General features: G+C 60.8%; 22 protein-coding genes and 2 tRNA genes. 11 read left to right on the forward strand and 13 right to left on the reverse strand.

Annotated elements, in window-relative coordinates; genetic code table 11:
• The 4 genes from PXK01_RS19895 to PXK01_RS19910 all read right to left on the reverse strand — a co-directional run bounded on the left by PXK01_RS19895 (nucleotide 1) and on the right by PXK01_RS19910 (nucleotide 1,255).
• Nucleotides 1-77: transfer RNA gene (locus PXK01_RS19895), tRNA-Asp, on the reverse strand.
• A 256-nt stretch (nucleotides 78-333) separates the two neighbouring features.
• Nucleotides 334-410: transfer RNA gene (locus tag PXK01_RS19900), tRNA-Arg, on the reverse strand.
• Between the two features lie 34 nt (nucleotides 411-444).
• Nucleotides 445-921: a GNAT family N-acetyltransferase gene (locus PXK01_RS19905; RefSeq protein WP_274849220.1), complete on the reverse strand. Its 477-nt coding sequence runs from the start codon at nucleotides 919-921 to the stop codon at nucleotides 445-447.
• 22 nt (nucleotides 922-943) lie between these two features.
• Nucleotides 944-1,255, reverse strand: coding sequence for an ETC complex I subunit (locus PXK01_RS19910; RefSeq protein WP_274849219.1), 312 nt, complete (start codon nucleotides 1,253-1,255; stop codon nucleotides 944-946).
• A gap of 197 nt (nucleotides 1,256-1,452) precedes the next feature.
• Between PXK01_RS19910 and uvrB the strand changes: the two genes are divergently transcribed.
• A complete protein-coding gene (gene uvrB / locus PXK01_RS19915) occupies nucleotides 1,453-3,648 on the forward strand; it encodes an excinuclease ABC subunit UvrB (protein ID WP_274861477.1) in 2,196 nt (731 codons plus the stop codon).
• A 189-nt stretch (nucleotides 3,649-3,837) separates the two neighbouring features.
• The gene (locus PXK01_RS19920) at nucleotides 3,838-5,418 is read left to right on the forward strand and encodes a calcium-binding protein (protein ID WP_274849217.1); all 1,581 of its coding nucleotides are present in this window, start codon (nucleotides 3,838-3,840) and stop codon (nucleotides 5,416-5,418) included.
• A gap of 182 nt (nucleotides 5,419-5,600) precedes the next feature.
• Here PXK01_RS19920 and PXK01_RS19925 read toward each other — a convergent pair whose 3' ends face one another.
• Entirely contained in the window at nucleotides 5,601-6,008 is a 408-nt protein-coding gene (locus tag PXK01_RS19925; RefSeq protein WP_274849216.1) for a universal stress protein, read from the reverse strand.
• Between the two features lie 69 nt (nucleotides 6,009-6,077).
• Nucleotides 6,078-6,416, reverse strand: a complete 339-nt coding sequence (locus PXK01_RS19930; protein ID WP_274849215.1) for an antibiotic biosynthesis monooxygenase family protein — start codon at nucleotides 6,414-6,416, stop codon at nucleotides 6,078-6,080.
• Nucleotides 6,417-6,612: 196 nt separating this feature from the next.
• Between PXK01_RS19930 and PXK01_RS19935 the strand changes: the two genes are divergently transcribed.
• Entirely contained in the window at nucleotides 6,613-7,236 is a 624-nt protein-coding gene (locus tag PXK01_RS19935; protein WP_274849213.1) for a hypothetical protein, read from the forward strand.
• A 25-nt stretch (nucleotides 7,237-7,261) separates the two neighbouring features.
• Nucleotides 7,262-7,747 (forward strand): HugZ family pyridoxamine 5'-phosphate oxidase, encoded by a 486-nt coding sequence (locus PXK01_RS19940; protein ID WP_274861479.1) that lies wholly within the window; start codon nucleotides 7,262-7,264, stop codon nucleotides 7,745-7,747.
• Nucleotides 7,748-7,764: 17 nt separating this feature from the next.
• Here the strand turns inward: PXK01_RS19940 and PXK01_RS19945 are convergent, their stop codons facing one another.
• A complete protein-coding gene (locus PXK01_RS19945) occupies nucleotides 7,765-10,050 on the reverse strand; it encodes a glycosyl hydrolase family 28-related protein (RefSeq protein ID WP_274861480.1) in 2,286 nt (761 codons plus the stop codon).
• Between the two features lie 179 nt (nucleotides 10,051-10,229).
• Nucleotides 10,230-11,810 carry a lysine--tRNA ligase gene (locus PXK01_RS19950; RefSeq protein WP_274861481.1) on the reverse strand — a complete coding sequence of 527 codons (1,581 nt, stop codon included), beginning with the start codon at nucleotides 11,808-11,810 and terminating at the stop codon, nucleotides 10,230-10,232.
• Between the two features lie 258 nt (nucleotides 11,811-12,068).
• On the opposite strand from PXK01_RS19950, the gene PXK01_RS19955 reads away from it, so the two are divergent.
• The gene (locus tag PXK01_RS19955) at nucleotides 12,069-12,491 is read left to right on the forward strand and encodes a tellurite resistance TerB family protein (protein ID WP_274849208.1); all 423 of its coding nucleotides are present in this window, start codon (nucleotides 12,069-12,071) and stop codon (nucleotides 12,489-12,491) included.
• Nucleotides 12,492-12,604: 113 nt separating this feature from the next.
• On the opposite strand, the gene PXK01_RS19960 is transcribed toward PXK01_RS19955, so the two are convergent.
• Together PXK01_RS19960 and prpE are read right to left on the reverse strand one after the other, a co-directional pair.
• Nucleotides 12,605-13,492, reverse strand: a complete 888-nt coding sequence (locus tag PXK01_RS19960; protein ID WP_274849207.1) for a calcium-binding protein — start codon at nucleotides 13,490-13,492, stop codon at nucleotides 12,605-12,607.
• Between the two features lie 372 nt (nucleotides 13,493-13,864).
• Nucleotides 13,865-15,757, reverse strand: coding sequence for a propionate-CoA ligase PrpE (gene prpE / locus PXK01_RS19965; RefSeq protein WP_274861483.1), 1,893 nt, complete (start codon nucleotides 15,755-15,757; stop codon nucleotides 13,865-13,867).
• Nucleotides 15,758-16,119: 362 nt separating this feature from the next.
• Between prpE and PXK01_RS19970 the strand changes: the two genes are divergently transcribed.
• Nucleotides 16,120-17,559 carry an amidase family protein gene (locus PXK01_RS19970; protein ID WP_274861484.1) on the forward strand — a complete coding sequence of 480 codons (1,440 nt, stop codon included), beginning with the start codon at nucleotides 16,120-16,122 and terminating at the stop codon, nucleotides 17,557-17,559.
• A 42-nt stretch (nucleotides 17,560-17,601) separates the two neighbouring features.
• Here PXK01_RS19970 and PXK01_RS19975 read toward each other — a convergent pair whose 3' ends face one another.
• Nucleotides 17,602-18,357 carry an NAD kinase gene (locus tag PXK01_RS19975; protein WP_274849204.1) on the reverse strand — a complete coding sequence of 252 codons (756 nt, stop codon included), beginning with the start codon at nucleotides 18,355-18,357 and terminating at the stop codon, nucleotides 17,602-17,604.
• Here PXK01_RS19975 and PXK01_RS19980 point away from each other — a divergent pair.
• From PXK01_RS19980 to PXK01_RS19990, 3 genes are all read left to right on the forward strand, one after another.
• Nucleotides 18,356-18,580: a hypothetical protein gene (locus tag PXK01_RS19980; protein ID WP_274849203.1), complete on the forward strand. Its 225-nt coding sequence runs from the start codon at nucleotides 18,356-18,358 to the stop codon at nucleotides 18,578-18,580. The genes PXK01_RS19975 and PXK01_RS19980 overlap by 2 nt on opposite strands.
• Nucleotides 18,577-19,872, forward strand: a complete 1,296-nt coding sequence (gene glyA, locus PXK01_RS19985) for a serine hydroxymethyltransferase (RefSeq protein ID WP_274861486.1) — start codon at nucleotides 18,577-18,579, stop codon at nucleotides 19,870-19,872. The genes PXK01_RS19980 and glyA overlap by 4 nt, the downstream gene beginning before the upstream one ends.
• A 166-nt stretch (nucleotides 19,873-20,038) precedes the next feature.
• The gene (locus tag PXK01_RS19990; protein WP_274861487.1) at nucleotides 20,039-20,929 is read left to right on the forward strand and encodes a DUF817 domain-containing protein; all 891 of its coding nucleotides are present in this window, start codon (nucleotides 20,039-20,041) and stop codon (nucleotides 20,927-20,929) included.
• Nucleotides 20,930-20,941: 12 nt separating this feature from the next.
• Here the strand turns inward: PXK01_RS19990 and PXK01_RS19995 are convergent, their stop codons facing one another.
• The gene (locus PXK01_RS19995; RefSeq protein WP_274849201.1) at nucleotides 20,942-21,307 is read right to left on the reverse strand and encodes a hypothetical protein; all 366 of its coding nucleotides are present in this window, start codon (nucleotides 21,305-21,307) and stop codon (nucleotides 20,942-20,944) included.
• A gap of 125 nt (nucleotides 21,308-21,432) precedes the next feature.
• On the opposite strand from PXK01_RS19995, the gene PXK01_RS20000 reads away from it, so the two are divergent.
• Nucleotides 21,433-22,191 (forward strand): alpha/beta fold hydrolase, encoded by a 759-nt coding sequence (locus PXK01_RS20000; RefSeq protein WP_274849200.1) that lies wholly within the window; start codon nucleotides 21,433-21,435, stop codon nucleotides 22,189-22,191.
• A 59-nt stretch (nucleotides 22,192-22,250) separates the two neighbouring features.
• On the opposite strand, the gene PXK01_RS20005 is transcribed toward PXK01_RS20000, so the two are convergent.
• Nucleotides 22,251-22,643 (reverse strand): rhodanese-like domain-containing protein, encoded by a 393-nt coding sequence (locus PXK01_RS20005; protein ID WP_274849199.1) that lies wholly within the window; start codon nucleotides 22,641-22,643, stop codon nucleotides 22,251-22,253.
• Between the two features lie 361 nt (nucleotides 22,644-23,004).
• Between PXK01_RS20005 and PXK01_RS20010 the strand changes: the two genes are divergently transcribed.
• A complete protein-coding gene (locus tag PXK01_RS20010; protein ID WP_274861488.1) occupies nucleotides 23,005-24,597 on the forward strand; it encodes a class I SAM-dependent methyltransferase in 1,593 nt (530 codons plus the stop codon).
• Nucleotides 24,598-24,600 lie beyond the last annotated feature (3 nt).

A 24,600-nucleotide genomic window follows, 5' to 3' on the forward strand; every position in this document is an offset into this window, starting at 1 on the left:
TGGCGCGGTTGACGGGGCTCGAACCCGCGACCCCCGGCGTGACAGGCCGGTACTCTAACCAACTGAGCTACAACCGCTCGCTGCCCGTTCAGCATCGCTGCCGAACGTTGGGGTGTAATATTCCTAGGCCTCGGGTATCGTCAAGCGGTGTTTTGCCATTTTAACCGCTTTCCACCAAAAAAATTCCCAAGACCATCTATTCCATTGAAAACAATGAATAACCCGCAGGCATTCCCGATGCTTGCCAAATCATGAACCCCAGCCCAGTGCTGGCGCTTTGGGCGCTGGTTACCCAGGTCTAACTGACCGGTCTATCTGAAGGGGAAACTCGATTGGCGATCCCTGAAGGACTCGAACCCTCAACCTGCTGATTAGAAGTCAGCTGCTCTATCCAGTTGAGCTAAGGGACCGCTGGGACCAGTTACGACACCGGCATCCAGAGGGTCAAGACGCCGCGCGCAGATCCAGGTGCATAAAGGTCGACCAGGGATCCTCGACATAGTCACCAAAGGGCGCGCATTCGACAAACCCATAGGATTCATACAGGTTTCGCGCCGCCTTGAAATACTCTGTGGATCCGGTTTCAAGATAGATATCGGTCGCCCCATCGTGGCGCGCCAGATCCATCAGATGTTCCAGCATGGCACGGCCCGCACCGCTGCCACGCACCTCCACCAAGGTATGCATGGACTTCAGCTCAAAGGCCGCATCGTCCAGCCGCTTGAGCGCCCCCATGGCCACGGCTGCACAGCCATTGCGCAACAGAAAAAACGCGACGGCAGGGCTGTCCAGCCCATTGCCATCCAGCGCATGACAACTCTCCTTCGGAGATTGTGCCGCCATCTGCTCCACATGACTGCGGATCAGGTGAGCCGCATCGGGATCGCCGGGGTGGGCTGGGGAGATCTGGAAATCCTGCATTCCTGTCGCTCGCCGGGGCCGCTTAATGAGTCCAGGGGCCGCGACGATTGGTTGCGAAATTGTCGCCATAGCCACCGGGGCGGATATTGGCCTTGCGCAGCTTGGGTTCGATCACCTCGGCGGTAATACCGTGGTCCCGGGCATAGTCCAGCGCCTCTTCCTTGGTGTCAAAGCGCAGGCGCACCTGGCTTTGGGTGTCCGCAGAGGAGGTCCACCCCATCAGAGGATCCACTTCACGCGCGCTGGCCGGAGCAAATTCCAGAACCCATTTCCGGGTCTTTGCCATGCCAGAGGTCATGGCATTTCTCGCTGGTCGGTAAATACGCGCTTGCATTGTAGTCCCCTACTCAATCGATGCTGCCTATATGCGATGATCCGGGCGCTGCGGCAAGATCGTTTTCGCTTTGGATTAGAGACAAGACGAAATGCCGGGGCGCTGCAGCGCGCCCCAGGGGGTGGTTTTGTGCCACTTCCCCCTTGAAAAAGAACAAAAAGAGATCAAATGTGAGCGCGCCAGAGACAGGAGCGAAAATGCCCTACGCCCATTCCGACAAATCGCAGCCGAAGATGACCGAACGCGCGGCCGAGCAACGGCCCAAACTGGAAGGCGGCAAGAGCTTCGTGATGCAGACCGAATTCGCTCCGGCCGGCGATCAGCCCACCGCGATTGCGGAACTCAGCCAGGGCGTGCTGGAGGGCGAACGCAACCAGGTGCTCTTGGGCGCGACCGGCACCGGCAAGACCTTCACCATGGCCAAGGTGATCGAGGAAACCCAGCGCCCCGCCATCATCCTGGCCCCGAACAAGACGCTGGCGGCCCAGCTCTATGGCGAGTTCAAGGGCTTCTTTCCGCAAAACTCGGTCGAGTATTTCGTGTCCTTCTACGACTACTACCAGCCCGAAGCCTATGTGCCGCGCTCCGACACCTATATCGAGAAGGAAAGCCAGATCAACGAACAGATCGACCGCATGCGCCACTCGGCCACGCGGGCGCTTCTGGAGCGGGACGATGTGATCATCGTCGCTTCGGTCTCCTGCATCTACGGTATCGGCTCGGTCGAAACCTATTCGGCAATGACCCAGGATCTGAAGGTGGGAGAGATGTACGATCAGCGGCAGGTCATGGCGGATCTGGTCGCCCAGCAGTACAAGCGCAACGATCAGGCGTTTCAGCGCGGCTCCTTCCGGGTGCGCGGCGACACGCTGGAGATCTTTCCCGCCCACCTGGAGGACCGCGCCTGGAAGCTGTCGTTCTTTGGCGAGGAACTGGAGGCGATCACCGAGTTCGATCCCCTGACCGGCGAGCGCACCGGCAGTTTCGAGCGGATCCGCGTCTATGCGAATTCCCACTACGTGACGCCAAAACCGACGCTGAACCAGGCGATTATCGAGATCAAGAAAGAGCTGCGGATGCGGCTGGATCAGCTGGTCGGCGATGGCAAGCTGCTGGAGGCGCAGCGGCTGGAACAGCGCACCAATTTCGATATCGAAATGCTGGAGGCGACCGGCCATTGCAACGGCATCGAGAACTATTCGCGCTACCTGACGGGGCGTGCCCCGGGTGAGCCGCCGCCCACATTGTTCGAATTCATCCCCGACAACGCGATCGTCTTTGCCGATGAAAGCCATGTCTCGGTGCCGCAGATCGGCGGCATGTACAAGGGCGACCACAGGCGCAAGTTCACCCTGGCCGAACATGGCTTCCGCCTGCCCTCCTGCATGGACAACCGGCCGCTCAAGTTCGAGGAATGGGACGCGATGCGCCCGCAGTCGGTCTTTGTCTCGGCCACGCCTGCGGCCTGGGAAATGGAGCAATCCGGCGGGGTGTTTGCCGAACAGGTGATCCGCCCCACGGGGCTGCTTGACCCCAAGGTCGAGATCCGCCCCGTCGACATGCAGGTGGACGATCTTCTGGACGAGATCCGCAAGGTTTCGGCGGATGGCTTTCGCACGCTTTGCACGGTGCTGACCAAACGCATGGCCGAGGATCTGACCGAATACCTGCACGAACAGGGCGTCAAGGTGCGTTACATGCACAGTGACATCGACACGCTGGAGCGGATCGAGATCCTGCGCGATCTCCGCCTTGGCGCCTTTGACGTGCTGATCGGCATCAACCTGCTGCGCGAGGGCCTGGACATTCCCGAATGCGGGTTGGTCGCGATCCTGGATGCGGACAAGGAAGGCTTCCTGCGCTCGGAAACCTCCCTCATTCAGACCATCGGCCGCGCCGCACGAAATGCTGAAGGTCGGGTGATCATGTATGCCGACCGTATCACCGGCTCGATGGAGCGCGCCATCGACGAGACCGAGCGCCGCCGCGCCAAGCAGATCGCCTATAATGAGGAACACGGGATCACGCCAGAGACGGTGAAGAAGAACGTCGAGGACGTGCTGGCGGGGCTTTATCAGGGCGATGTGGACATGAACCGGGTCACCGCCAATATCGACAAGCCGATGCATGGCGCCAACCTGGAGGCGCATCTGAATGGTCTGCGCGAGGACATGCGCAAGGCGGCCGAAAACCTTGAATTCGAGGAAGCCGCCCGCCTGCGCGACGAGATAAAACGGCTCGAAGCCGTGGATCTGGCTGTGTCGGACGATCCCCTGGCCCGGCAATCCGCTGTGGAGGCCGCCGCAGAACAGGCGACCAAGGCGCGGGGGCGCTCAACCGCCGGCAAGGCAGGCACCCGCACCTATCGCGGCAAGTCGCAGAAGAAGTTTTAACCCGCCTCTCCGCCCCGCCATTTCAAAGGGCGACTTTGATCATCACCGGTGCCGCCCGCCGCAGTGCGATCACACCGATGGCGCTGCGGCTGCCTGGGCATGGTGACATAATACTGGACAGGAAGGGGGCCCATTTCGCATAGAATAGGCATGTATTGATTGCCCACTTGGTTATTATTGGAGAGACCAATGGAAGTTTTCCAGTATCGAAATTACGACAGAAATCCCATTTTTGACCTGATCTTTGCCATTTCTTCGGATGCGGGCTGGACCGACGCGAGCGATGGAGACGGCAGGATCCTCACCAACGGCGAGTTCACACTGGGCGGCACCGGGCTGGAGGTCACTTCAGGTGGCGCCCTTTCCGGGCAGGTGAGCTGGTTTACTTACCGCGTGAACGGCATCAGCACCGCCGAGAGTCAGGATGCAAATTTCTCGCTCTCGCAAGCCTCGCGCCTGGCACAGCGCTACATTGATTCTATTCAAGGGGGCAACCTGCCGCCTGACAGCTTGCTTGCGGCCTTGGGCGACCCTGTCCTGAGTATTGTCGGCACCGTTTGGAATGATACCTTTTCCGATTTTCACGGATACAGGGCCGATATTCAGGGGGACTCTGGAAATGACACTTTCATCATTTCGAACCCCACCAGCCGAATTGATGGCGGCGCGGATCTCAACCGGTTAAAGCTATCCCAGTACTTTCAGGGGGTAGGCGTCGATCTCGATCAGGGTGAGTTTCTGGATGAGAATGGCAACCTGAGCGGCGGCATCGACAATATCCAGCACGTGCGCGGAAATTCGTCGGGGAACACGCTGATCGGCGATGAGCAAAACAACCGTTTCTCTGGCTACGGCGGCAAGGACAGGCTGATCGGCGGCGCCGGAGAGGACAGCCTTTTTGGTGGAGATAGTAACGACACCCTGGATGGGGGCGTGGACAAAGACACCCTGCGCGGGGGCGAGGGTGACGACGACCTACAAGGCGGCGGCGGGCGTGACCGGCTATATGGGGATGCGGGCAATGATCGTCTGGACGGTGGCGCTGGAAACGACAAGATCTTTGGCGGCAAAGGCAACGACACGATCACCAATAGCCTGGGCAATGACACGATTGTCAGCGGTAGCGGACGCGATGTTTTTGAGTTCACCTTTAGCCGCATCGAACGAACTGGGTTCGATCATATCGATGATTTCAACCTTTTCAGTGACGATTTGAACATTACCGCCTACCAGACGACCCGTTTCAACATCGTCGACAATCCGGACGGCGTCGTGTTCAACTCAAATGGGGGCTCGGTCGCTCTTGATGGAGTGGATCGTGCTGCTTTCCTGGATCGGGCAGACTTTGTCATCCGTCTTGCAGAGAACGCAGATATCCTAGGGGGCGCGCGGGTAAGGGGAAACGCTGGGGATGATGTTCTCTATTCAGGCCGATACATGCACGGCGGCGTCGGCGACGATGAGTTGCATTTTAGGTCAACACCGCAGCGTCGGGATGGTGACATTATTGGCGAAGGCGGCCAGGGTGACGACGATTTTTATGTCCGAAGTTTTGCCTTGATTGTTGACTACCAGGCTGGCGAAGATCTGATCCTCCATGCTGATGGAAACGTCGAAGTCTACTTCTCCCGAGATGAGAGTGGCGACATCGTCGTAACAGCAGATCCATTGGAGCAAGTCGAAGACTATGCATCGGCAACACTGTTTCAAACTGCCGACATGGAGTTTGAGGACGTGAATTACCGCTTTGTCGATTTCGACACGCTTTGATCCCAGCGACAGGGCAGCCATCAGCCCCCGCAGACAATCCGGCTTCGCTTTGAACGCATCGATTTTGCATCGGCGCGCGGAACGCTCGAACAAAGCGTTCCACTGATCTTGAGGGGCGCGGCCTTGCAAGCCTGCGCTCTGCCTCCCAGTCTAATCCGCTACAGATCCTCTGCTGCCCCGCCTCAGCGCACCACGTGGACCGCGCATTTGGCATGGCGCACCACCTGTGCGGCAGTGGAGCCGAGCAGGAGATCTTGCATGCCCGGGCGGTGCGATGCCACGATGATCAGATCGGGGTTGTTCTGTTCAGCATAGTCGAGGATCGAGCGCCCCGAATGGCCTTCGATCACCAGCCCCTTGGCGTTGGGCAGCGTATCCGCCAGCGCCGCCAGCTCGTTTTCGATGGCCTGGCGCGCCTCCGCCATATAGTCGGCGGGCATGTAGGAGATCGCATAGGACGGAATCTGCTCCACCACATGCAACAGGGTGATATTGGCCTCGGGGGTTGCCAGAAGCTTGGCCAATTTCAAGGGCGCGGATACATCGCGATCGGGATCAAAGGAAATCGGAACGAGAATATTGTGGTACATGTTGGTCCTCCAGTCATTCGGGCTTGTCACCATCCTGCAAGGCAGCCGAGTGTTAAGCCTTGATCCATATCAGTTTTTTGAAGTCTCGTCATCAAAGGTCGCCGCGACCTCATACATCACCGGTTCGAAACTGCGGCACAAGGAGCTGATATGGCGGTTGCGCTCGCGCATTTCCGAGGTGCGCAGCATGTTCATGAAATCCTCCCGCTGGCGCCATTGGGAGTAGTTGGCAATCCGGGTCTGCGCATCGTTCACATGCAAGCCCGCCGCGATGAAACCCGGCTGCAGGGAGATGTAGTTCTTATAGGCGTCGGTCAGCGCATCCAGCAGATCCTGGCATGTTCCAGGTGTCGTCTCGAAGGTCGTGAGGACCGTCTGAACCGCGGCCCCTTTGGATATGGTGAGCATTTCTTCCTCCCTGACAGGTTTCACCCAGGATCAGTCTACGACGGTTTCCCGGAAAAATGCACGCCTATCCGTTGGGTTGCTTTTACGAGAGAAACACGCAAGGGTTGTGTGCAATTGTGTCAGTCGGCAAGGCCTGGGATTTTTGCGAGTGCGGTTCCCCTTCCTATTGCGTGCCCTGATCGCCACAGCATCCCCCATGGCTGTGCAGGCAGGTCCATGGATTCAGGACCACAAGGGCATCTTTACATCGGCCAGCGCCACCCTGCGCCAAACGGCGATGGGCGACTGGCGACATGAGCTGAACTACTATGGGGAATACGGCTGGTCCGATCACCTGACGCTCGGACTGGATCTCCACCAGAACCATCGGGATTCGGGCCATGCCATGCTGTTTGCGCGCCTCCCCCTGGGGCGGCGAAACGGCTCTTTTCCGGTTGCGGTGTCACTGTCTGTCGGCGGAGCCCATTGGCAGGGTCGATGGGATGGCATCTATCGGGTGACGCTGTCGGCAGGTCACGGGTTTCCGACCCGAACGGGCAGCGGCTGGGCGACGATTGATGCAACATACGAAAGGCGCGCAGCTGCACCTGATCCGCTGTGGAAACTGGATGCCACGCTGGGCTTTAACCGGCACGGCGCCCTGTCCCCCATGCTGCAGATCGAAACGTCCAAGAGCCCCGGCCAGGCGCTCTCCTATGCGATCATTCCCAGCCTGCGCTACCGGATTACCGCGCAAAAGGAGCTTGTTGTCGGATTGGAGCGCAAACAGGCCGCAAACCGCAGCCTTGGCCTGAGAATTGCCCTGTGGCATAGGTTCTGAAACACCAGACCGACAGAGTATTGCAATGACCAGCCCGATCCGCCCGACCGATGATGAGGCAAGGCATCTTGCCCGGACCCTGATGCGGGAGGCGCGTTTCGCAGCACTTGGGGTGATCGGCGATGACGGCTGCCCCTTGGTGACACGGGTTGCCTTTGGTCTAAGCCCCGAAGGGCAGCCGATCAGCCTGATTTCCACCCTATCCGCCCACACCCGCGCCTTGCAAGGAAACCCGGCCTGTTCGCTGATGGTGGGGGAGCCCGGCATCAAGGGCGATCCCCTGACCCACCCCCGGCTGAGCCTGCAGGGGCGCGTGCGCTTCGTCTCCAACAGCGGGGAAGAGCACGACCGCCTTGCCAGCCATTATCTGCAGAGCCACCCCAAGGCAAAACTCTATATCGGATTTGCAGATTTCGCCTTTATCCGCCTTGAGCTGGCCTCCGGTCATCTCAATGGCGGCTTCGGCAAGGCCTTTCATCTGACGCCTGAAGATCTCATGCCGGGGCAGTAGCGCCCCCTCCCCGCCGCCTATCGGTCGACGCGGACGATCACCTGCACCTCGCCACGCACCGCCTCCTCCCAGTTGAGCCGGATCTGATCCCGATTGCCGCCCTGTTCGACCTGGACATAGGGCATCGCGTAGCGGCTGCTGCCGCCCCCCGTCCGGATCGGCCCCAGCGCCGTCACCGCATCCACATTGCGGGCGCGCCCCTCAAACGGGAGCTGCAGGTCGGTATCCACCGTCCAGGTGCTGGCAGCACTGCCCTGCACATGTTCCACACGCAGCGGGCTGGCCGCACCATGGTCGATATTGTGGTATGTATTGCCCTCGAAGAACACCATGCGGGTCCGGCTGAAATCGAGGTCCGCGAAACTGGTATCGACCCGCTCGGCCCGGTCGATGCTGCCATTGATCGAGCGGAATTTGTTGCCGGAGACGGTAATGCCGTTCAGATAGTGATCCGCGCCATAGGGTTTCACCACGATGTAGCTGAACCAGGGTGCGACATCGCCCGACAGAAACACATTGTCAGTGATCGACAGGGCGCTGAAGGAAAAGCCGCCGGTATTGTCCGGTGTCGGGTCGTGTTCATTGGTCCATTCCACAAAACAGTTGTCGATATAGTTATCCGACACGGTGGAGGCATTGTAGTTTTCCGTCAGCACCAGCCCGGCGGTGCGCACGCCGTTGGAGACCTCATCCCCCTGGAAGAAATGGTTTCCCGTCACCGTGTTGTTCCCACCGGCCAATAGGGCAAAGTGGCGGAACTTGGTGGCGCGGTTGTTGCGCAGCTTGGCATCATTGGCATTGACGTTCAGGGCCACGCTGCTGCGGCTGGGGACATCGACGGCCTCTTCCGAGGATAGAAACTGGCAATGGTCCACCAGGATCCCCTGGCATCCGTTTCCGATCGAGGAAATGCCGCGATCCTTGGGGCGGGAGATGAAACAGTGATCCAGGCTGAACACCGTGCCCGCAGGGGCCAGCCGGATGGCGCTGCAATGGGAATTGCACTGCACCTCGACTTCGGTCATGCCGAATTTGCTGAGCTGGCTGAAGCCCGAGAAATCAAGCATATACTTGAAATCCCGGAAGGTGAAATTCTGCGTGCCGACCGCATCATAAAGCGGCTTGCTCAAGGTCAGCTCCCCTGCACCGGTGTTCTTCTCCCGCACGTAGACCTCGCGCCCCACACCGCTGCCTTCGACCAGCGCCCCCACCGGGATATTGGCCACATTGGCCACATTGGTCAGCGTTCGGGCATCACCACTGCTGTAGGTTGCCTGCGAATGCACCACATCGGTATCCCAGGCCGATCCGCCAACGGCCGAAAGCTGGCCATTGCGGATCACCCGCCGTGTCGCGAAGGAGTTGCGATTGGGCACCGCCGCCTGCATGTCGATCGGTTCGGTGATGGAGACCATGCGCCCCCTCAGATCCAGGGATTCGTGATCGACATTGTTCAAAAGCGCCTGAAACGCCTTCTTGAACCCCAGTTCCTCGTCACCAAAGGCCGCCGCATAGGAGGGGAAATCGAAATTGCGCCGCAACAAGAGGATCGCCGCCGTCGGCATGGAGAGCGTGCCCTCAAAGACCACCTCGCTGTTCAAGGAGACCGTGCTGGCAATCCGGAAGTCCCCCGCAGGCACCAGAATGCGCCGCCCGTCTGCCGCGGCATCCGCGGCCTCAAAGGCATCGGTGTTGTCCTGCGAGCCATCCCCCACGGCGCCGAAATCCGTGACATCCACCAGGCTGATCATGTCGCGCAGAAAGGCGCTGGTGATATCGATGATCTCGATATCGTCGATCCGAACGATACCGCCATTCGGGCCGATCAGATCCAGCCCCAGATGACCGTATTCCGCCTGCAAGCCCCAGGGCATATCCACGCCCGACCGGCTGCCGGTGCCGACGATGGCGGTGACCTCCACCACCTGACCGTAAGAGCTGAGCGTGGTGCTGCTGCCCACCTCGACCACGCCGCTGACATGGCTGTTGCCGCCATCCCCGGCCCATCCGGCGATCCGCACCGTCGGCAGCGCGCCGCTGATCGCCTTGATCCGGGCCTTCACCTGCAAATAGCAGCCCGGCAGGATCGGCGTGTTCCCCATGTAGCGCAGTTTCTGCGTCGCCTCGACCTTCTGAAGCTCAAGGCAGCCGCCGAAATCCGCATCCGCCGCCACGAAGGCCGCGTTCACCGCCCCGTCATAGGTATCCGAGCCCGGCGTGCCGTCGCCGCTGGACCACTGATCCAACCCCTCCTCGAACGGCGGAGGCATCAGTTGCAGACCGTCGGTGATCACCTTGTTCATGGAAAACCCTTTCCTATGCCGCAGATGCGCACGAGGGCGCAGTTGGACAAAGGGTGTAGGGGATCCGGCTTAACCTCGTCTCAGACGGGCGTGCGCCGCTTCTGCACCCCCAAGGGCAGCGCGCAAACGAAAAGAGGCGCCCCATGGGCGCCCCTGTTCGCTTCTGTGCCGGGTCTGACTTAGCCCAGCTCCCCGGTCAATGCCTTGTCGATCAGGGCAACGGTTTCATCGACACCGTAGAGTGCCACGAACCCGCCAAACCGCGGCCCCTGGCTGGCGCCGAGCAGCACCTCATAAAGCGCCTTGAACCAGTCGCGCATGTTCTCCTTGCCGAAATGTTCCCGGCCCACTTCGAAGACCACGCCCTGCAGGGCTTCGCCGGTGTTTTCCCCGTCAAAACCCGCCAGTTTGGAGCGGAAATCCTCGAGTGCGGCGCGCTCGGCATCGGAAGGAGCACGGAAGACTTTCTCCGGCTCGACGAAATCCTCGTAGTATTTCACCGCATAGCCCGCCGCCGCATCCAGATCGGGATGGGTTTCGGGCGTTGCCTCTGGCGCATAGCGGCGGATGAAGCCCCAAAGGGTTTCCTTGTCATGGGCCGAAGCCACCGAAGCCAGATTGAGCAGCATCGAGAAGGGCACCACCATCTTGGATTCCGGCACATCGCCGCCATGGATGTGCCAGACCGGGTTGTTCAGCTGCGCCTTCAGATCCTGCCCGTGGTAGGCGCGCAGCTGCTGGTGATATTCGTCCATCGCCTTGGGGATCACATCGAAATGCATCCGCTTGGCGGTCTTGGGCTTCTGGTACATGAAATAGGCGAGGCTCTCGGTCGAGGCATAGGTCAGCCATTCATCGATCGACACGCCATTGCCCGAGGTTTTCGAGATCTTCTGGCCGTTCTCATCCAGGAACAGCTCATAGGTGAAATGCTCGGGCGCGCGCCAACCCAGGATCCGGCAGATACCGTCATAGATCGGCGTGTTGGTGCTATGGTCCTTGCCATACATTTCAAAATCGACCTCCAGCGCCGCCCAGCGCGCGCCAAAGTCCGGTTTCCACTGCAGCTTCACATTGCCGCCGGTGACCGGCAGGGTCCATTCCTTGCCGTCCTCGTCATCAAAGGTGATGGTGTGGTTCTCCGCATCCACCTTCTTCATCGGCACGTAAAGAACCCGCCCCGTTTCCGGGTGGATCGGCAGGAAGATCGAATAGGTCTGGCGCCGTTCCTCGCGCAGGGACTTCAGCATGACCTCCATGATCGCATCATAGCGTTCGCAGGCGCGCTTCAGGATCTCGTCGAACTGGCCAGTGCCGTAGAATTCGGTGGCCGAATAGAAATCGTATTCAAAGCCGAATGTATCAAGGAACCGGCGCAGCATGGCGTTGTTGTGGTCGCCAAAGCTGTCGTGGGTCCCAAAGGGATCGGGCACCGAGGTCAGCGGTTTTTGCAGATGATCCTTCAGGCTGTCGGCATTGGGCACGTTGCCGGGGATCTTGCGCATCCCGTCCAGGTCATCCGAGAAGCAGATCAACCGCGTCGGAATGTCCGAGATCACCTCGAAGGCGCGTTTGATCATGGTGGTGCGGGCGACTTCGCCGAAGGTGCCGATATGAGGCAGGCCCGAGGGGCCATAGCCGGTTTCAAACAGCACATAGCCCTTTTCCGGCGCGCCCTTGGCGTAACGTTTGAGAATGCGACGTGCTTCTTCAAACGGCCAGGCTTTGCTCGTCAGAGCGGTTTCGCGCAGTTCAGACATGTTGTTCTCCATCGGTCGCCCCTTGGGGGCCGCTATCCGCATTACCGGCATGCGTCATGCATCCGGCCTCTCCCTCTATTGTGCCGGTGCAGCATGTGTCAATAAACACTGGCGCAGATCTGCCTCGCGCCCCGGCAAAACACCCCTTTCGCGGCGAAACACCGCCCCCCGAAAGGATCAAGGCGGCGCGCACGGTTGCACCCGCAGAAAAGCCCGCCTATCGTCGCTGAGGATCGCAGTTTTTCAAAAGGTTGCCCAATGACCGAGCAGACGCCCCACCCGATGACCCCCCAGGATTGCCTTGTGGCGCTGATGGTGGCGATTTCAGCCTCGGACGAAAACATCCGCACGGCGGAACTGGTGAAGATCCAGTCGGCAGTCAACATGCTGCCCGTCTTTGCCGATTATGACATCGACCGGATCAACACCGTCTCGCAGACCGTCTTTGACCTGTTCGAACAGGAAGACGGGCTGGACGCGCTCTTTGGCCTCATTCGCGACAACCTGCCCGAGCGGCTGTTCGAAACCGCCTATGCGCTGGCCTGTGACGTGGCGGCCGCAGATGGCACCCTCGCGGAATCGGAGCTGCGTCTGCTGGAGGAAATGCGGTACGAGCTGAATATCGACCGCCTGCATGCCGCCGCCATCGAACGCGGCGCCCGCGCCCGGCACATGGTCTGAACCAAATGAGCTGCGGGGGCGCGGGACACTGCGCCCTGCCCACCCCTGCATCGCAAAACAGTCACGGCCTTGTCCTGCCGCCTTGCACCATCGCAGCCCGGCAGGATCGCCCCTTACAACAGTGTGTAATCCGTCAGACCAAAGTCTTCGATATCGCCATAGGTGGCAAGCAGCACGCTGTTGCGCCCCCATTCCACCAGATAGCCACGGTCAAAGTACTCCCCCTGCCAGGGCCCTGAGGAGAACTCACCTTCCTGATTGATGAAGGTGACGGTGATCTCCCGGTTGGTGCGAATGATCAGATCAGCGCCGTCATTGTCGGTGTCATGCACCCAATCGTGCCCCGATCTGTTGTTGAAAATAAAGGTATCGCGGCCAACGGAATCATACATGCGATCATTGCCGCGTCCCCCGATGACACGGTCATTGCCGGCGCCGGCCTCGATGTAGTCATCCCCGCCCCCACCAAAGATGGTGTCGGCATGCCCGTCCCAATATCCGACGTCACCGTAGATTTCATCATCGCCGCCGCCGCCCTTCAGGGTGTCGCGACCAAGCCCGCCCCGAATGAAGTCATTCCCCGCCCCGCCGTTCACGAAGTCATTTCCATCAACGGATAGGATCCGGTCATTGCCGGCGCCGCCGATCACCCGATCCGCGCCATTCATGTCAAAGGCGGTGCCATAGCCAAAAAACATCTCGGCCGGATCAACGATATCGACCGAGGGCACCCCTATATAGTTCCAGCCATCACCGTACAGGAGTTCCTCCACGGTGCCATCAAAGCCACCGTTGTCTTCGAATTCCATCGCCTCGGAAAGATCGGTCGCATCGATCCGCAATCTGGAGATGGTGAAGATTCTGGCGATCCCCCCGCTATCGGTGATTTGTTCCACCTTGATGCTGCGGATCTGCCCCCCGGTCAGCTCATCGCCCTGATAGGTGAAGTTCACACCAGAGACCGTCATCCGCAGCTCAAGCGGATAGCCCGCAAATCCCATTTGCCCTTCCAGCAAAAAGGAGCGGCTTGTCTCCGAGGAGAGAAGGAAATCGTCATTCCCAACTATTCCGTTGAAAATGTTGAAAATGTTATGCGGCTGAGCAAAACCCATCTGGTCTGCATTCGCCCCCCAGGACACCTTTGGACGCATGGTCTTTCCCTCGGTTTGGCACGAATAGGGTGAATTCAATACATCTTTACAGCTATCATATCGGTGCTGTCCCTCCAAGGGTTCCCGCCACCAATGGCGTGAAAGCGCGGATCATGACACCACGCGCAACTGTTGCGATCACTGTGCCCGAAATCCTTGTCGCAAAAGTGGAAAACGCGCCGCACTGCGACGCGTTTTCTCTGATCTCTCTGAACAGAAGCCTCAGCCCTTGGCGTAGCCGATGCTTTGCAGGGCGTCCTTGATCTCGTCCAGGATGGCCGGGTCATCGATGGTCGCGGGCATCTTGAACGGGGTACCGTCAGCGATATTGACCATGGTGCCGCGCAGGATCTTGCCCGAGCGCGTCTTGGGCAGGCGATCCACCACCAAGGCCAGCTTGAAGGCCGCCACCGGGCCGATCTTTTCACGGACCAGCTTGACCACTTCCGCCACGATCTCTTCGCCCGGACGGTTGGTCCCCGCATTCAGGCAGAGGAAGCCCACGGGAAGCTGCCCCTTGAGCTGGTCGCTGACACCGATCACCGCGCATTCGGCCACATCGGGGTGCGATGCCAGCACTTCTTCCATACCGCCCGTCGACAGGCGGTGACCGGCCACGTTGATCACGTCATCGGTGCGCGCCATGATATAGAGGTAGCCGTCCTCGTCCTTCATTCCCGCATCGCCGGTTTCATAATAGCCCGGGAAGGTGGTCAGGTAGCTTTTCTTGAACCGTTCCTCGGCGTTCCAGAGGTTCGGCAGGGTGCCCGGCGGCAAGGGCAATTTCACCGCGATGGCGCCCAGCTCGCCAGCGGGCATCGGGTTACCGCCCTCATCCAGGATATCGACTTCGTAGCCCGGCATCGGCACGGCGGGCGAGCCAAGTTTCGTGGGCAGTTCCTCGATCCCCAGCGGGTTGGCGGCGATGGACCAGCCGGTCTCGGTCTGCCACCAGTGGTCCACGACCGGCACCTTCAGCTGATCTTGCGCCCAGACAATGGTGTCGGGATCGGCGCGTTCCCCGGCGAGATAGACCTGTTTCAGGCAGGAGAGATCGTATTTGCCGACAAACTCGCCCTTGGGGTCTTCGCGTTTCACGGCGCGAAAGGCCGTCGGCGCGGTGAAGAAGCTCTTGACCTTATGTTCGGAAATCACCCGCCAGAAGGTGCCTGCATCGGGGGTGCCGACGGGTTTGCCTTCAAAGACGATGGTGGTGTTGCCATGGATCAGCGGACCATAGCAGATATAGCTGTGCCCCACCACCCAGCCCACATCGGAGGCCGCCCAGAAGACATCGCCCGGATCGACATTGTAGATGTTCTTCATCGACCAGTTGAGCGCCACCAGCTGACCAGCGGTGTGACGGATCACCCCCTTAGGCTGCCCCGTGGTGCCGGAGGTATAGAGGATATAGGCCGGGTGGTTGCCCTCGACCGGTACGCATTCGGCAGGCTCAACCCCGTACTGGAAGCCGTGCCAGTTGACATCGCGCCCTTCGATCAGCTCGGCAACCTCTTGTTCACGTTGGAAGATCACGCAGAAGTCGGGTTTGTGCGCGGCCAGATCGATGGCGCCATCCAACAGCGGCTTGTAGTGAACGACCCGGCCCGGCTCCAGCCCGCAGGAGGCGGCGATGATCGCCTTGGGCTTGGCATCGTCAATGCGCACGGCCAGTTCATTGGCGGCAAATCCGCCGAAGACCACCGAATGCACCGCGCCCAGACGCGCACAGGCCAGCATCGCCTCCAGCGCCTCGGGGATCATCGGCATGTAGATGATGACGCGATCGCCCTTCTCGACGCCCTTGGCCCGCAAGGCGCCAGCCAGGGTTGCAACCCGGTTGCGCAGCTCCACATAGGAGATCTCGCGCTTGGTGTGAGTGATGGGGCTGTCGTAGATGATCGCGGTCTGCTCACCACGGCCGTTTTCCACGTGGCGGTCCACCGCGTTGTAGCAGGTGTTGACCTTGGCATCGGCAAACCATTCGTACAGCCCATCGCCGAGGTCGCTCAGCGCCTTGGTCGGGGCCTGATCCCAGGTGATCGCCTTGGCGGCCTCCATCCAGAAAGCTTCGGGGTCCGATTTCCAGCGGGCATATACGTCCTGATACGACATGGCATCCTCCTCACTACCTTGGTGAAGAAGAGTTACGCTCATCCGGGCCACCCGGGCAAGCCGCCAGGTTGGCGCTGCGTCATCCAGCGGCAAGAATTTGCAATCTCGTGGCGGTGCACCTTGCAAATTTTTGCAAACCGGCAATTCCGCAAGGATTTCCGGCAATATTTGGTGCCCCCTGCAAATCTGCAAACTCAGGTTGGCTAAGATCGCAGGCCGCCTGTCGAATCATGCCGTCAGAAGAATGACCCGCGCAGCATCGCCCATGCCCCAAGCAGAGCCCCTTTTACGCTGGGACCGCTTGCATGCTTTCTCTTGCAACCGGCAGCTTGACCTCTAACCTGCCAGCCAGGAGATTTGACATGACCAGACACGATATATGGCGCCTCAGCGCCACCGAATTGACCGCCCTGACCAGAACCGGTGAGATTTCCGCCGAGGCTGCGGTACAGTCGTCACTCGACCGCATGAAGGCGAGCAACCCAAGCCTCAATGCCGTGGTGGAGGATCTGAGCAGCGAAGCCCTGGAACGCGCGCGCGGATTGGACAAGGCCCGTGCCGCAGGCGCCACACCGGGGCCGCTGCATGGCGTGCCCGTGACCATCAAGGTCAACGTCGATCAGACCGGCCACGCGACCACCAATGGCGTCACCGCGCTGAAGGACCTGATCGCCCCGGCCGACGCCCCGGTTGTGGAGAACCTGCACAAGGTCGGCGCCGTGGTGATTGGGCGCACCAATACGCCGGAGTTTTCCTTCCGGGCCGATACCGACAACCCCTTGCACGGGCGCACCCATAATCCATGGGGCAAACATATCTCCCCGGGCGGATCCTCGGGTGGTGCTGGGGCCGCGGTGATGGCCGGGATCGGCGCCTTGGGCCATGGCAACGACATCGGCGGCTCCCTGCGCTTTCCGGCGGCGGCCAATGGCGCTGTGACCGTGAAGCCGGGCCTGGGCCGCGTCCCTGCCTGGAACCCCAGCCAGAAGGCCGAACGCGGCATGCTGGCGCAATCGATGTCGGTGCAGGGGCTGATCACCCGCTCCGCCGCCGACCTGCATTTGGCGATGCCTGCGATGATTGCCCCCGATCCGCGCGATCCCTTCCATGTGCCCCTGCCCTGGCGTGGCGAGGAACTGGAGGGGCCGATCAAGGTGGCCTTTACCCGCAACACCCACGGATATGACCTCCACCCCGAGGTGGAGGCCGCCCTGCTGACCGCTCGCGATGCGCTGAGCGACGCGGGATATGTGGTCGAAGAGGTGGAGCCGCCCAATGTCTTTGACGCAGGCCGCACCGGTTACCGCGCCCTGATGGGCGAGGTCTACGCGATGATGAAACAGGATGTGGATGCAGCCGGGTCACAAACCGTGCGCGACATCTTCGAGGTCTACTTCCAGGAGTTTCCTCCCTTCGCGGGCACCGAGCTGTTGCAGATGATGGCCAAGCGCAGCCACTACGCGCGGGAATGGTCGCTGTTCCTGGAAGACTACCCGCTGGTCCTGACGCCCTTCCTGCCGCAACCCTTCTTCAAGCCCGACCGCGACACCGAAGGCGCCGAGGGGGTGCACGAGGTCCTGGGCTGCGCGGTCTATTCCTACGCGATGAACTTCATCGGCCTTCCAGCAGCCTGCGTGCCGTCGCGCCTGGCCCAGCTGGAGAAGGGACCGCAGCCGATCAACGTGCAGATCGTCTCCCGCCGCTGGCGCGAGGATCTGGCGGTGGACGCCGCGGCCGCGATCGAAACCCGCGTGGGCCCGATGCACCAGGCCCTGTGGGAGTTGATGGAGGCGCGAGGCTAAGCCCTGCCCGGCAAAGGGGGGCAGACCTGCCCCCTTTCCTGTTCAGGTGAACTGCTCCGAGATCAGCCGTTCCTCCAGCCCGTGGCCGGGATCGAACAGGATCTTGTGACGGATGCGCGTGTCGGTCTGGATCTCGACCCAGTCGATATCCTGGAACGATATGGAATCGGCTTCGGCCATCACCGGGCGCTTGTCCGCCTCCAGCACGTCAAAGCGAACCGTCGCATTGCTGGGCAAAAGGGCGCCACGCCAGCGCCGCGGTCGAAAGGCGGCCACTGCCGTCAGCGCCAGAACGTCGGCACCGATGGGCAGGATCGGCCCGTGGGCGGAATAGTTGTAGGCCGTCGAGCCGGCAGGTGTTGAGACCAGCGCACCATCACAGACCAGCTCGGCCAGCCGTTGGCGCCCATCCACGGAGATCTTCAGCCGCGCCGCCTGTGGTCCTGCCCGCAAGAGGGAGACCTCGTTGATGGCCAGCGCCTTGTGGATCTTGCCGCTGTGGTCCATCGCCGTCATAGACAGGGGGTTGATGATCTCCTGCTCGGCCTCGCGCAGCCGCGCGATCAGCCCGTCTTCCTGGTATTCGTTCATCAGAAAGCCCACCGTGCCCCGGTTCATGCCGTAGACCGGCGCGCTCAGGTCGATGGTGTCATGCAGGGTGTGCAGCATGAAGCCATCGCCACCGAGGGCGACGATCACCTCTGCCTGCTCGGGCGTGCAGTTGCCGTAGCGGTCTGTCAGGGCCTTCAGCGCGCGCTGTGCAACCTCTGCCGTGCTGGCCAGAAAGGCGATTCTCATGACGCTGTTCTCATTCGGCTCACTTCGCGCATTTGTCCCGTTCAATGCCAGCCCCCCTGTTTCCGGTGCTGCGCATTCGGTTCCGAAACAAGCACAGCTTTCCCTCAAACACCAGAGTGGCCGTTCTGCCGCAGCTATTCGTCGCTTTACGGGCTTTCAGATCCGCAACGTTTCCTATAGGAAATCGCGCAATCCAACCTCCAACCCGACGGAGCCAGCATGACCGAGACCACCCGTGACCCCGGTTTTTTCACCCAGTCCCTTGCCGAGCGCGATCCCGAACTGTTTGGATCCATCACCGACGAGCTGGGCCGCCAGCGCGATGAGATCGAGCTGATCGCATCGGAGAACATCGTTTCCGCCGCCGTGATGGAAGCCCAGGGCTCCGTACTGACCAACAAATATGCCGAAGGCTACCCCGGCCGCCGCTACTATGGTGGCTGCCAATATGTGGACGTGGCCGAGAACCTGGCGATCGAGCGCGCCAAGGAACTGTTCGGCTGCGGCTTTGCCAATGTGCAGCCGAACTCCGGCAGCCAGGCCAACCAGGGCGTCTTCCAGGCGCTGATCAAGCCGGGCGACACCATCCTCGGCATGGATCTGGCCTCGGGCGGTCACCTGACCCATGGCGCCGCCCCCAACCAATCGGGCAAGTGGTTCAATGCCGTGCATTATGGCGTGCGCCGCGACGACAACCTGATCGACTACGATCAGGTCGAGGCCCTGGCGCTGGAGCACCAGCCCAAGCTGATCATCGCCGGTGGTTCTGCCATCCCGCGCGTCATCGATTTTGCCCGCTTCCGCGCGATTGCCGACAAGGTTGGCGCCTACCTGCACGTGGACATGGCGCATTTCGCCGGTCTGGTTGCGGCGGGTGAGCACCCCTCGCCCTTCCCGCATGCCCATGTGGTGACCACCACCACCCACAAGACCCTGCGCGGCCCGCGCGGCGGCATGATCCTGACCAACGATGCCGATATCGCCAAGAAGGTGAACTCGGCCATCTTCCCCGGTATCCAGGGCGGCCCGCTGATGCATGTGATCGCGGCCAAGGCGGTGGCCTTTGGCGAGGCGCTGCGCCCCGAGTTCAAGACCTACCAGAAACAAGTCCGCGCCAATGCGGTGGCCTTGGCCGATCAGCTGATCAAGGGCGGCCTGGACATCGTGACCGGCGGCACCGACACCCATGTGATGCTGGTGGACCTGCGCCCCAAGGGCGTCACTGGCAATATCGTGGACAAGTCTCTGGGCCGCGCCCATATCACCACCAACAAGAACGGCATCCCGTTTGACCCGGAAAAGCCGATGGTGACCTCGGGCATCCGCCTTGGCACCCCGGCCGGCACCACCCGCGGCTTTGGCGAGGAGGAATTCCGCCACATCGCCGATCTGATCGTCGAGGTGATCGACGGTCTGGCCGCCAATGGTGAAGACGGCAATGGCGCCGTCGAGGAAGCCGTGCGCGGCAAGGTGGCAGCGCTCTGCGCTCGCTTCCCGCTCTATCCGAACCTCTGATCGGCACGCATTCAGCCAGATCTCAGGGCCCAGCCGGTTTCCGTGCTGGGCCTTTTCTTTACGCCCCATCTTTTTCTGACATCATTTCTGACAGATAGTGCCAGGATCAGGACCCGGCCGGGCACCTTGGCCGATCCGAATATCAGTTTTTATTGAGACCTTTTACATGTCCGGTTTACCCAGTTCCTCCAATCGTACCCGCCGCCTGGAGCGTCGCCTTGGCGATGCGATGAGGGCGCGTTTGCCCTTTGCCCTGGCTGAGTTCGTCATGTTCGGCCTCAAGCAGGCCTGGGCCGCCATTTTCGGAGCCTTGCTGCTAATTGGCATGCTGGTCACGGATCACATCTGGCAAGCGGATTGGGCCCTGGCACGCTACGACGCGCTTCTGCTTTATGCCCTTGCACTGCAAGTGCTGCTGTTCCTGAGCGGCATGGAAAGCTGGCGTGAAGTGCGCGTCATCTTCCTGTTCCACCTGACCGGCACGGCCATGGAAATCTTCAAGATCCAGATGGGCAGTTGGAGCTACCCGGGCGACGGCATCTTCAAACTATGGCACGTACCGCTGTTTTCCGGCTTCATGTATGCGTCGGTCGGCTCCTATATGGCCCGTGTCATCCGGCTGTTCGACATGCGGTTCACCCCCTACCCGCCGTATTGGCTGACCCTAGTTCTGGCGGGGGCAATCTATGGCAATTTCTTCTCTCACCATTTCATCCCCGACATCCGGATCGGGCTCTTTGCGGCGACCGTCATCCTGTTCTGGCGCACGCGCATCTGGTTTACCATCGGGCACAACCGCTACTGGATGCCGTTGCCGCTGGCCGCCTTTCTGTCCAGCTTCTTTCTGTGGCTGGCCGAGAATATCGGCACGGGGACACGAACCTGGCTCTATCACGGGCAGGCTGTTACGGATTGGGTCAGCCTTGCCAAGATGGGCTCCTGGTACTTGCTGCTCTACGTGAGCTTTGCCACGGTGACCCTTGTGTTCCGCGAAGCCCTGGGGGCAGTCCCCGCGCAGGCCGTTGCCAATCCTGCCCCATCAGCTGCGCAGGATTGAGGATGCCTGCGCCTAGACGAACCCGCGCCAGCGCAGGACCAGGATAAACAGCGCAACAACGACCAATAACGAGAACGCCATGCTCCCCAGCAGGCCAAGCAGGCGATCCTTGCGCCGCTCTGCCAGGTCGATGGTTTTCAGATGGGCGGACACCTCGCGCGCGGCCCCTTTCAGGGCCTCTTCATCCAGTGTCAGCCGCAGCTTTGGATGCTGCAGCAGCGGCAGGGCCGTAGCCAGCTTTTGCCCCTGCGCGAAGATCCTGCGCGGCAGGCGGCGGCGCGCCTTTCGCAGTGCCGTGAACAGGTCGCCCGAGGCCTGCTCCTTTTCGACCAGGAGGGCGCGGATCTCTTCTATGTCATCGATGAGCGTCTGGGACACGGTCAGGGAGTCCGATCTGATTTGGGCCGTCGCATGCGGCGCAGACTAACCTTTCCGCCCCTGCATCTCAATGGGATCTCAATGGGACTGGCAAATTCCGCAGCGCCGCTTTAACACCTAGTTCCATGCTGAATACGATCCTGCACGGTGCCCCGACCGACAAGCCGCCCCTTCTGATTGCCCATGGGCTATATGGCTCTGCCCGCAACTGGGGGGTCATTGCAAAACGCCTGTCTGACGAACGCCAGGTGATTGCGGTGGACATGCGCAACCACGGCACCAGCCCCTGGGGGGACAGCCACAGCTATCCGGAAATGGCGGATGACCTGGCCGAGGTCATCGCGGCCCATGGCGGGCAGATGGATGTGCTTGGCCATTCCATGGGCGGCAAGACCGCGATGATGCTGGCGCTGCGACACGGGGCTGCGGTGCGGCGCCTTCTGGTGGCCGACATCGCCCCGGTCAGCTATGGCCACAGCCAGATCCAATACATCGAGGCCATGCGTAAGGTCGACCTGAGCAAGGTGACGCGCCGATCCGACGCCCAGGCGCAATTGGCGGCTCTCGGGGTGGACCCACAGCTGCAGAGCTTCTTCACGCAGTCGCTTGACCTGCAGGAGAAACGCTGGCTGTTGAACCTCGACACCCTTGCCCGTGAGATGCCGAAGATCCTGTCCTTCCCGAAGACTGACGCCCAGTGGGACGGCGTCGCCCTGTTCCTGTCCGGCGCCAATTCCGACTACGTGCGCCCCGAGCATCGCCCAGAGATCCTGGCGCGTTTTCCGGGCGCACGCTTTGCCAAGATCCCGAATGCCGGACATTGGCTTCACGCCGAAAACCCGCGCGCCTTCGAAGCCACCGCGCGGGCCTTTTTCAACGGCTGACCTGCAGGATCCGCCGGACCTCCAGCGGGACTTGCAGATCCAGCGGCCTGCAGCGCCCGTCACATGCCGCGGTCCACCGGTTCCTCGATGGCCGCGCCTGCAGCCGCCCAATCGGCCAGACCGCCGGTGTTGTAGACCGCCTGATAGCCCATGTCCTTCAGCAACTTACTGGCCAGGGCGGCACGACCACCGCTGGCGCAATGCAGCAGGATCACCCGGTCCATTTTCATTTCACCGTCGTGAAAGGGGCTGGCCGGGTCGGCCCGAAATTCCAACATGCCGCGGGGGATATGATGCGATCCCATGACACGCCCGTTAGCGGACAGCTCCGGCGCATCGCGAATGTCCAGGAGCAAAGCTCCCTCCTCGCGCAGCTTCTGTGCTTGGTCGACCGAAATCCGCTCCACCACGGCATTTGCGTCTTCCATCATCTGTTGCAGGGTCAGGGGCATTTGGAGATCCTCTTTTCTTTCATCCCGCTCCAAAAAGGCGCGGCTCATTCAACCCGCCAAAGGGCACAACAGCAAACCATCTGCGGCCAGGCGACCAGATCACCTAAACCTGCAGCCCCAAAAACAGCAACCCCGCGCAGCCCAAACATCACTTCGACGTGATCCTGCGGTTCGATCAAAAAGGCGCACACGGGAAATTACTCACATACCCCTGATAAATAGGCCCTTTCAAAACACCCACGACAAAACGGCATTGACAATCGCCCAAATGACATCCGTCCCGAGTTAACTCGATTGTCACCAATTTTATGAAAATTGCCGACTGAGACAACACGACAACCTCAAACCTACAGGGCAATTCATGAACGATTGGACTTCCGGCTACGTGGCCGAACTCGACTACACCCACGATTTCTACCGCGAGCTTGCTCCATCTCATCTTGCCTTTTGCGCAACGTCCCAAGGACAGAAACACGGGCTCAACCAGCCGACGCTGAACTACTGTGAACTCGGATGCGGTCAGGGGTTTTCGGCCAACCTGCTGGCAGCGGCCAACCCCCACATCGAAGTCCATGCGATGGACTTCAATCCGGCCCATATCCATGGCGCCCGCGAGTTGGCGGAACAGGCGCAGTCCCCCAACATGCATTTTTACGAGAATTCCTTCGAGGACTTCGCGACCGTGTCCGGCCTGCCCGAATCCTTTGATGTGATCGCCCTGCACGGTGTCTACAGCTGGGTCTCACGAAAAAATCAGAACTATATCCTAGACTTCCTGGCCAAGCGACTGAAACCAGGCGGCCTGGTCTATGTCAGCTACAACACCATGCCCGGCTGGGCCGCAGCCCTGCCCTTGCGCCGCATTCTGGCAGATCGTGTCTCCCAGGGAGAAGGCCCGCTGCCCCCCCGGATCCAGGACGCCATTGAGCATGTGACAGAACTGCAGAGCATCGGCACCGGATATTTTGACTCGAACCCGTCGTTGGCCGCATGGCTTGCCAAAGTCAAAACCATGTCGCCGAACTATCTGGCGCATGAGTATCTCAACAAGGACTGGACCCCCTTCCATTTCGCCGACCTTGCCGGGGACATGTCGCAAGCAAAGCTGTCCTTTCTGGCCTCGGCGGATCCGTCGGACCATGTCGAAGATCTGCTGTTCACACCGGAGCAAATTGCCGCGCTGCAGGCCGAGGTCAATCCTATGCGGCGCCAAGCCCTGCGGGACGTAATCCTGAATGAACAGTTTCGCACCGATATCTTTGCCAAGGGCAGGCTGCGCCATAGCGAACGCGGCACGATCGGTGCCTGGTTCGAAACGCCGCTCGCACTCACCCGCCGCTATGCTGGCGGAAGCATTAAATTGACCTGTCGAAACCGTGAAATTCCTTTGGAGCAAACACAGTATGAGCCGATCCTCAACGCGCTGAAGGACGGCCCCCAAACCGTGCGCGCCCTGCTCGATCGCGGTGTTTTTGGCACTGGCACATGGGCGGACATCTCCCGCACCCTGACCATTCTCGTCGGCACCGGTCACCTAGCGCCCTGCCTGCAGCAGGACGGTCTGGCAGAACGGAGCGAACGCTGTCGCGCCTTCAACCTGGCTGTGTGCAAACGGGCCGAGGATAGCGAAACGCTCCGCTTCCTGGCCTCGCCCGTCACCGGCAGCGGGATTGAGTTCGACCGGTTCGAACAACTGTTCCTGCTGGCCCGCAGCGAAGGGCTGTCCACCCCGAACGAATGGGCCGATCTGGCCTGGCAAATCCTGGCCCCCCAAGGCCAGCGCCTGCATTTGGACGGACGCATCCTGGAGACGCCAGAGGAAAACCTTGCGGTTCTGCGGGTGCGCGCCAATGCCTTTGCCGCGCAACGTCTGCCCCTGTGCGAAAGCCTTGGCATCACCCTGGAGCCGCCCAGCCCGGAGCCCCAGACACAACAGTCTCAGGCCGCGGCCTGACGC

Source organism: Phaeobacter sp. PT47_59 (assembly GCF_028890025.1).
Taxonomy (GTDB): domain Bacteria; phylum Pseudomonadota; class Alphaproteobacteria; order Rhodobacterales; family Rhodobacteraceae; genus Phycobacter.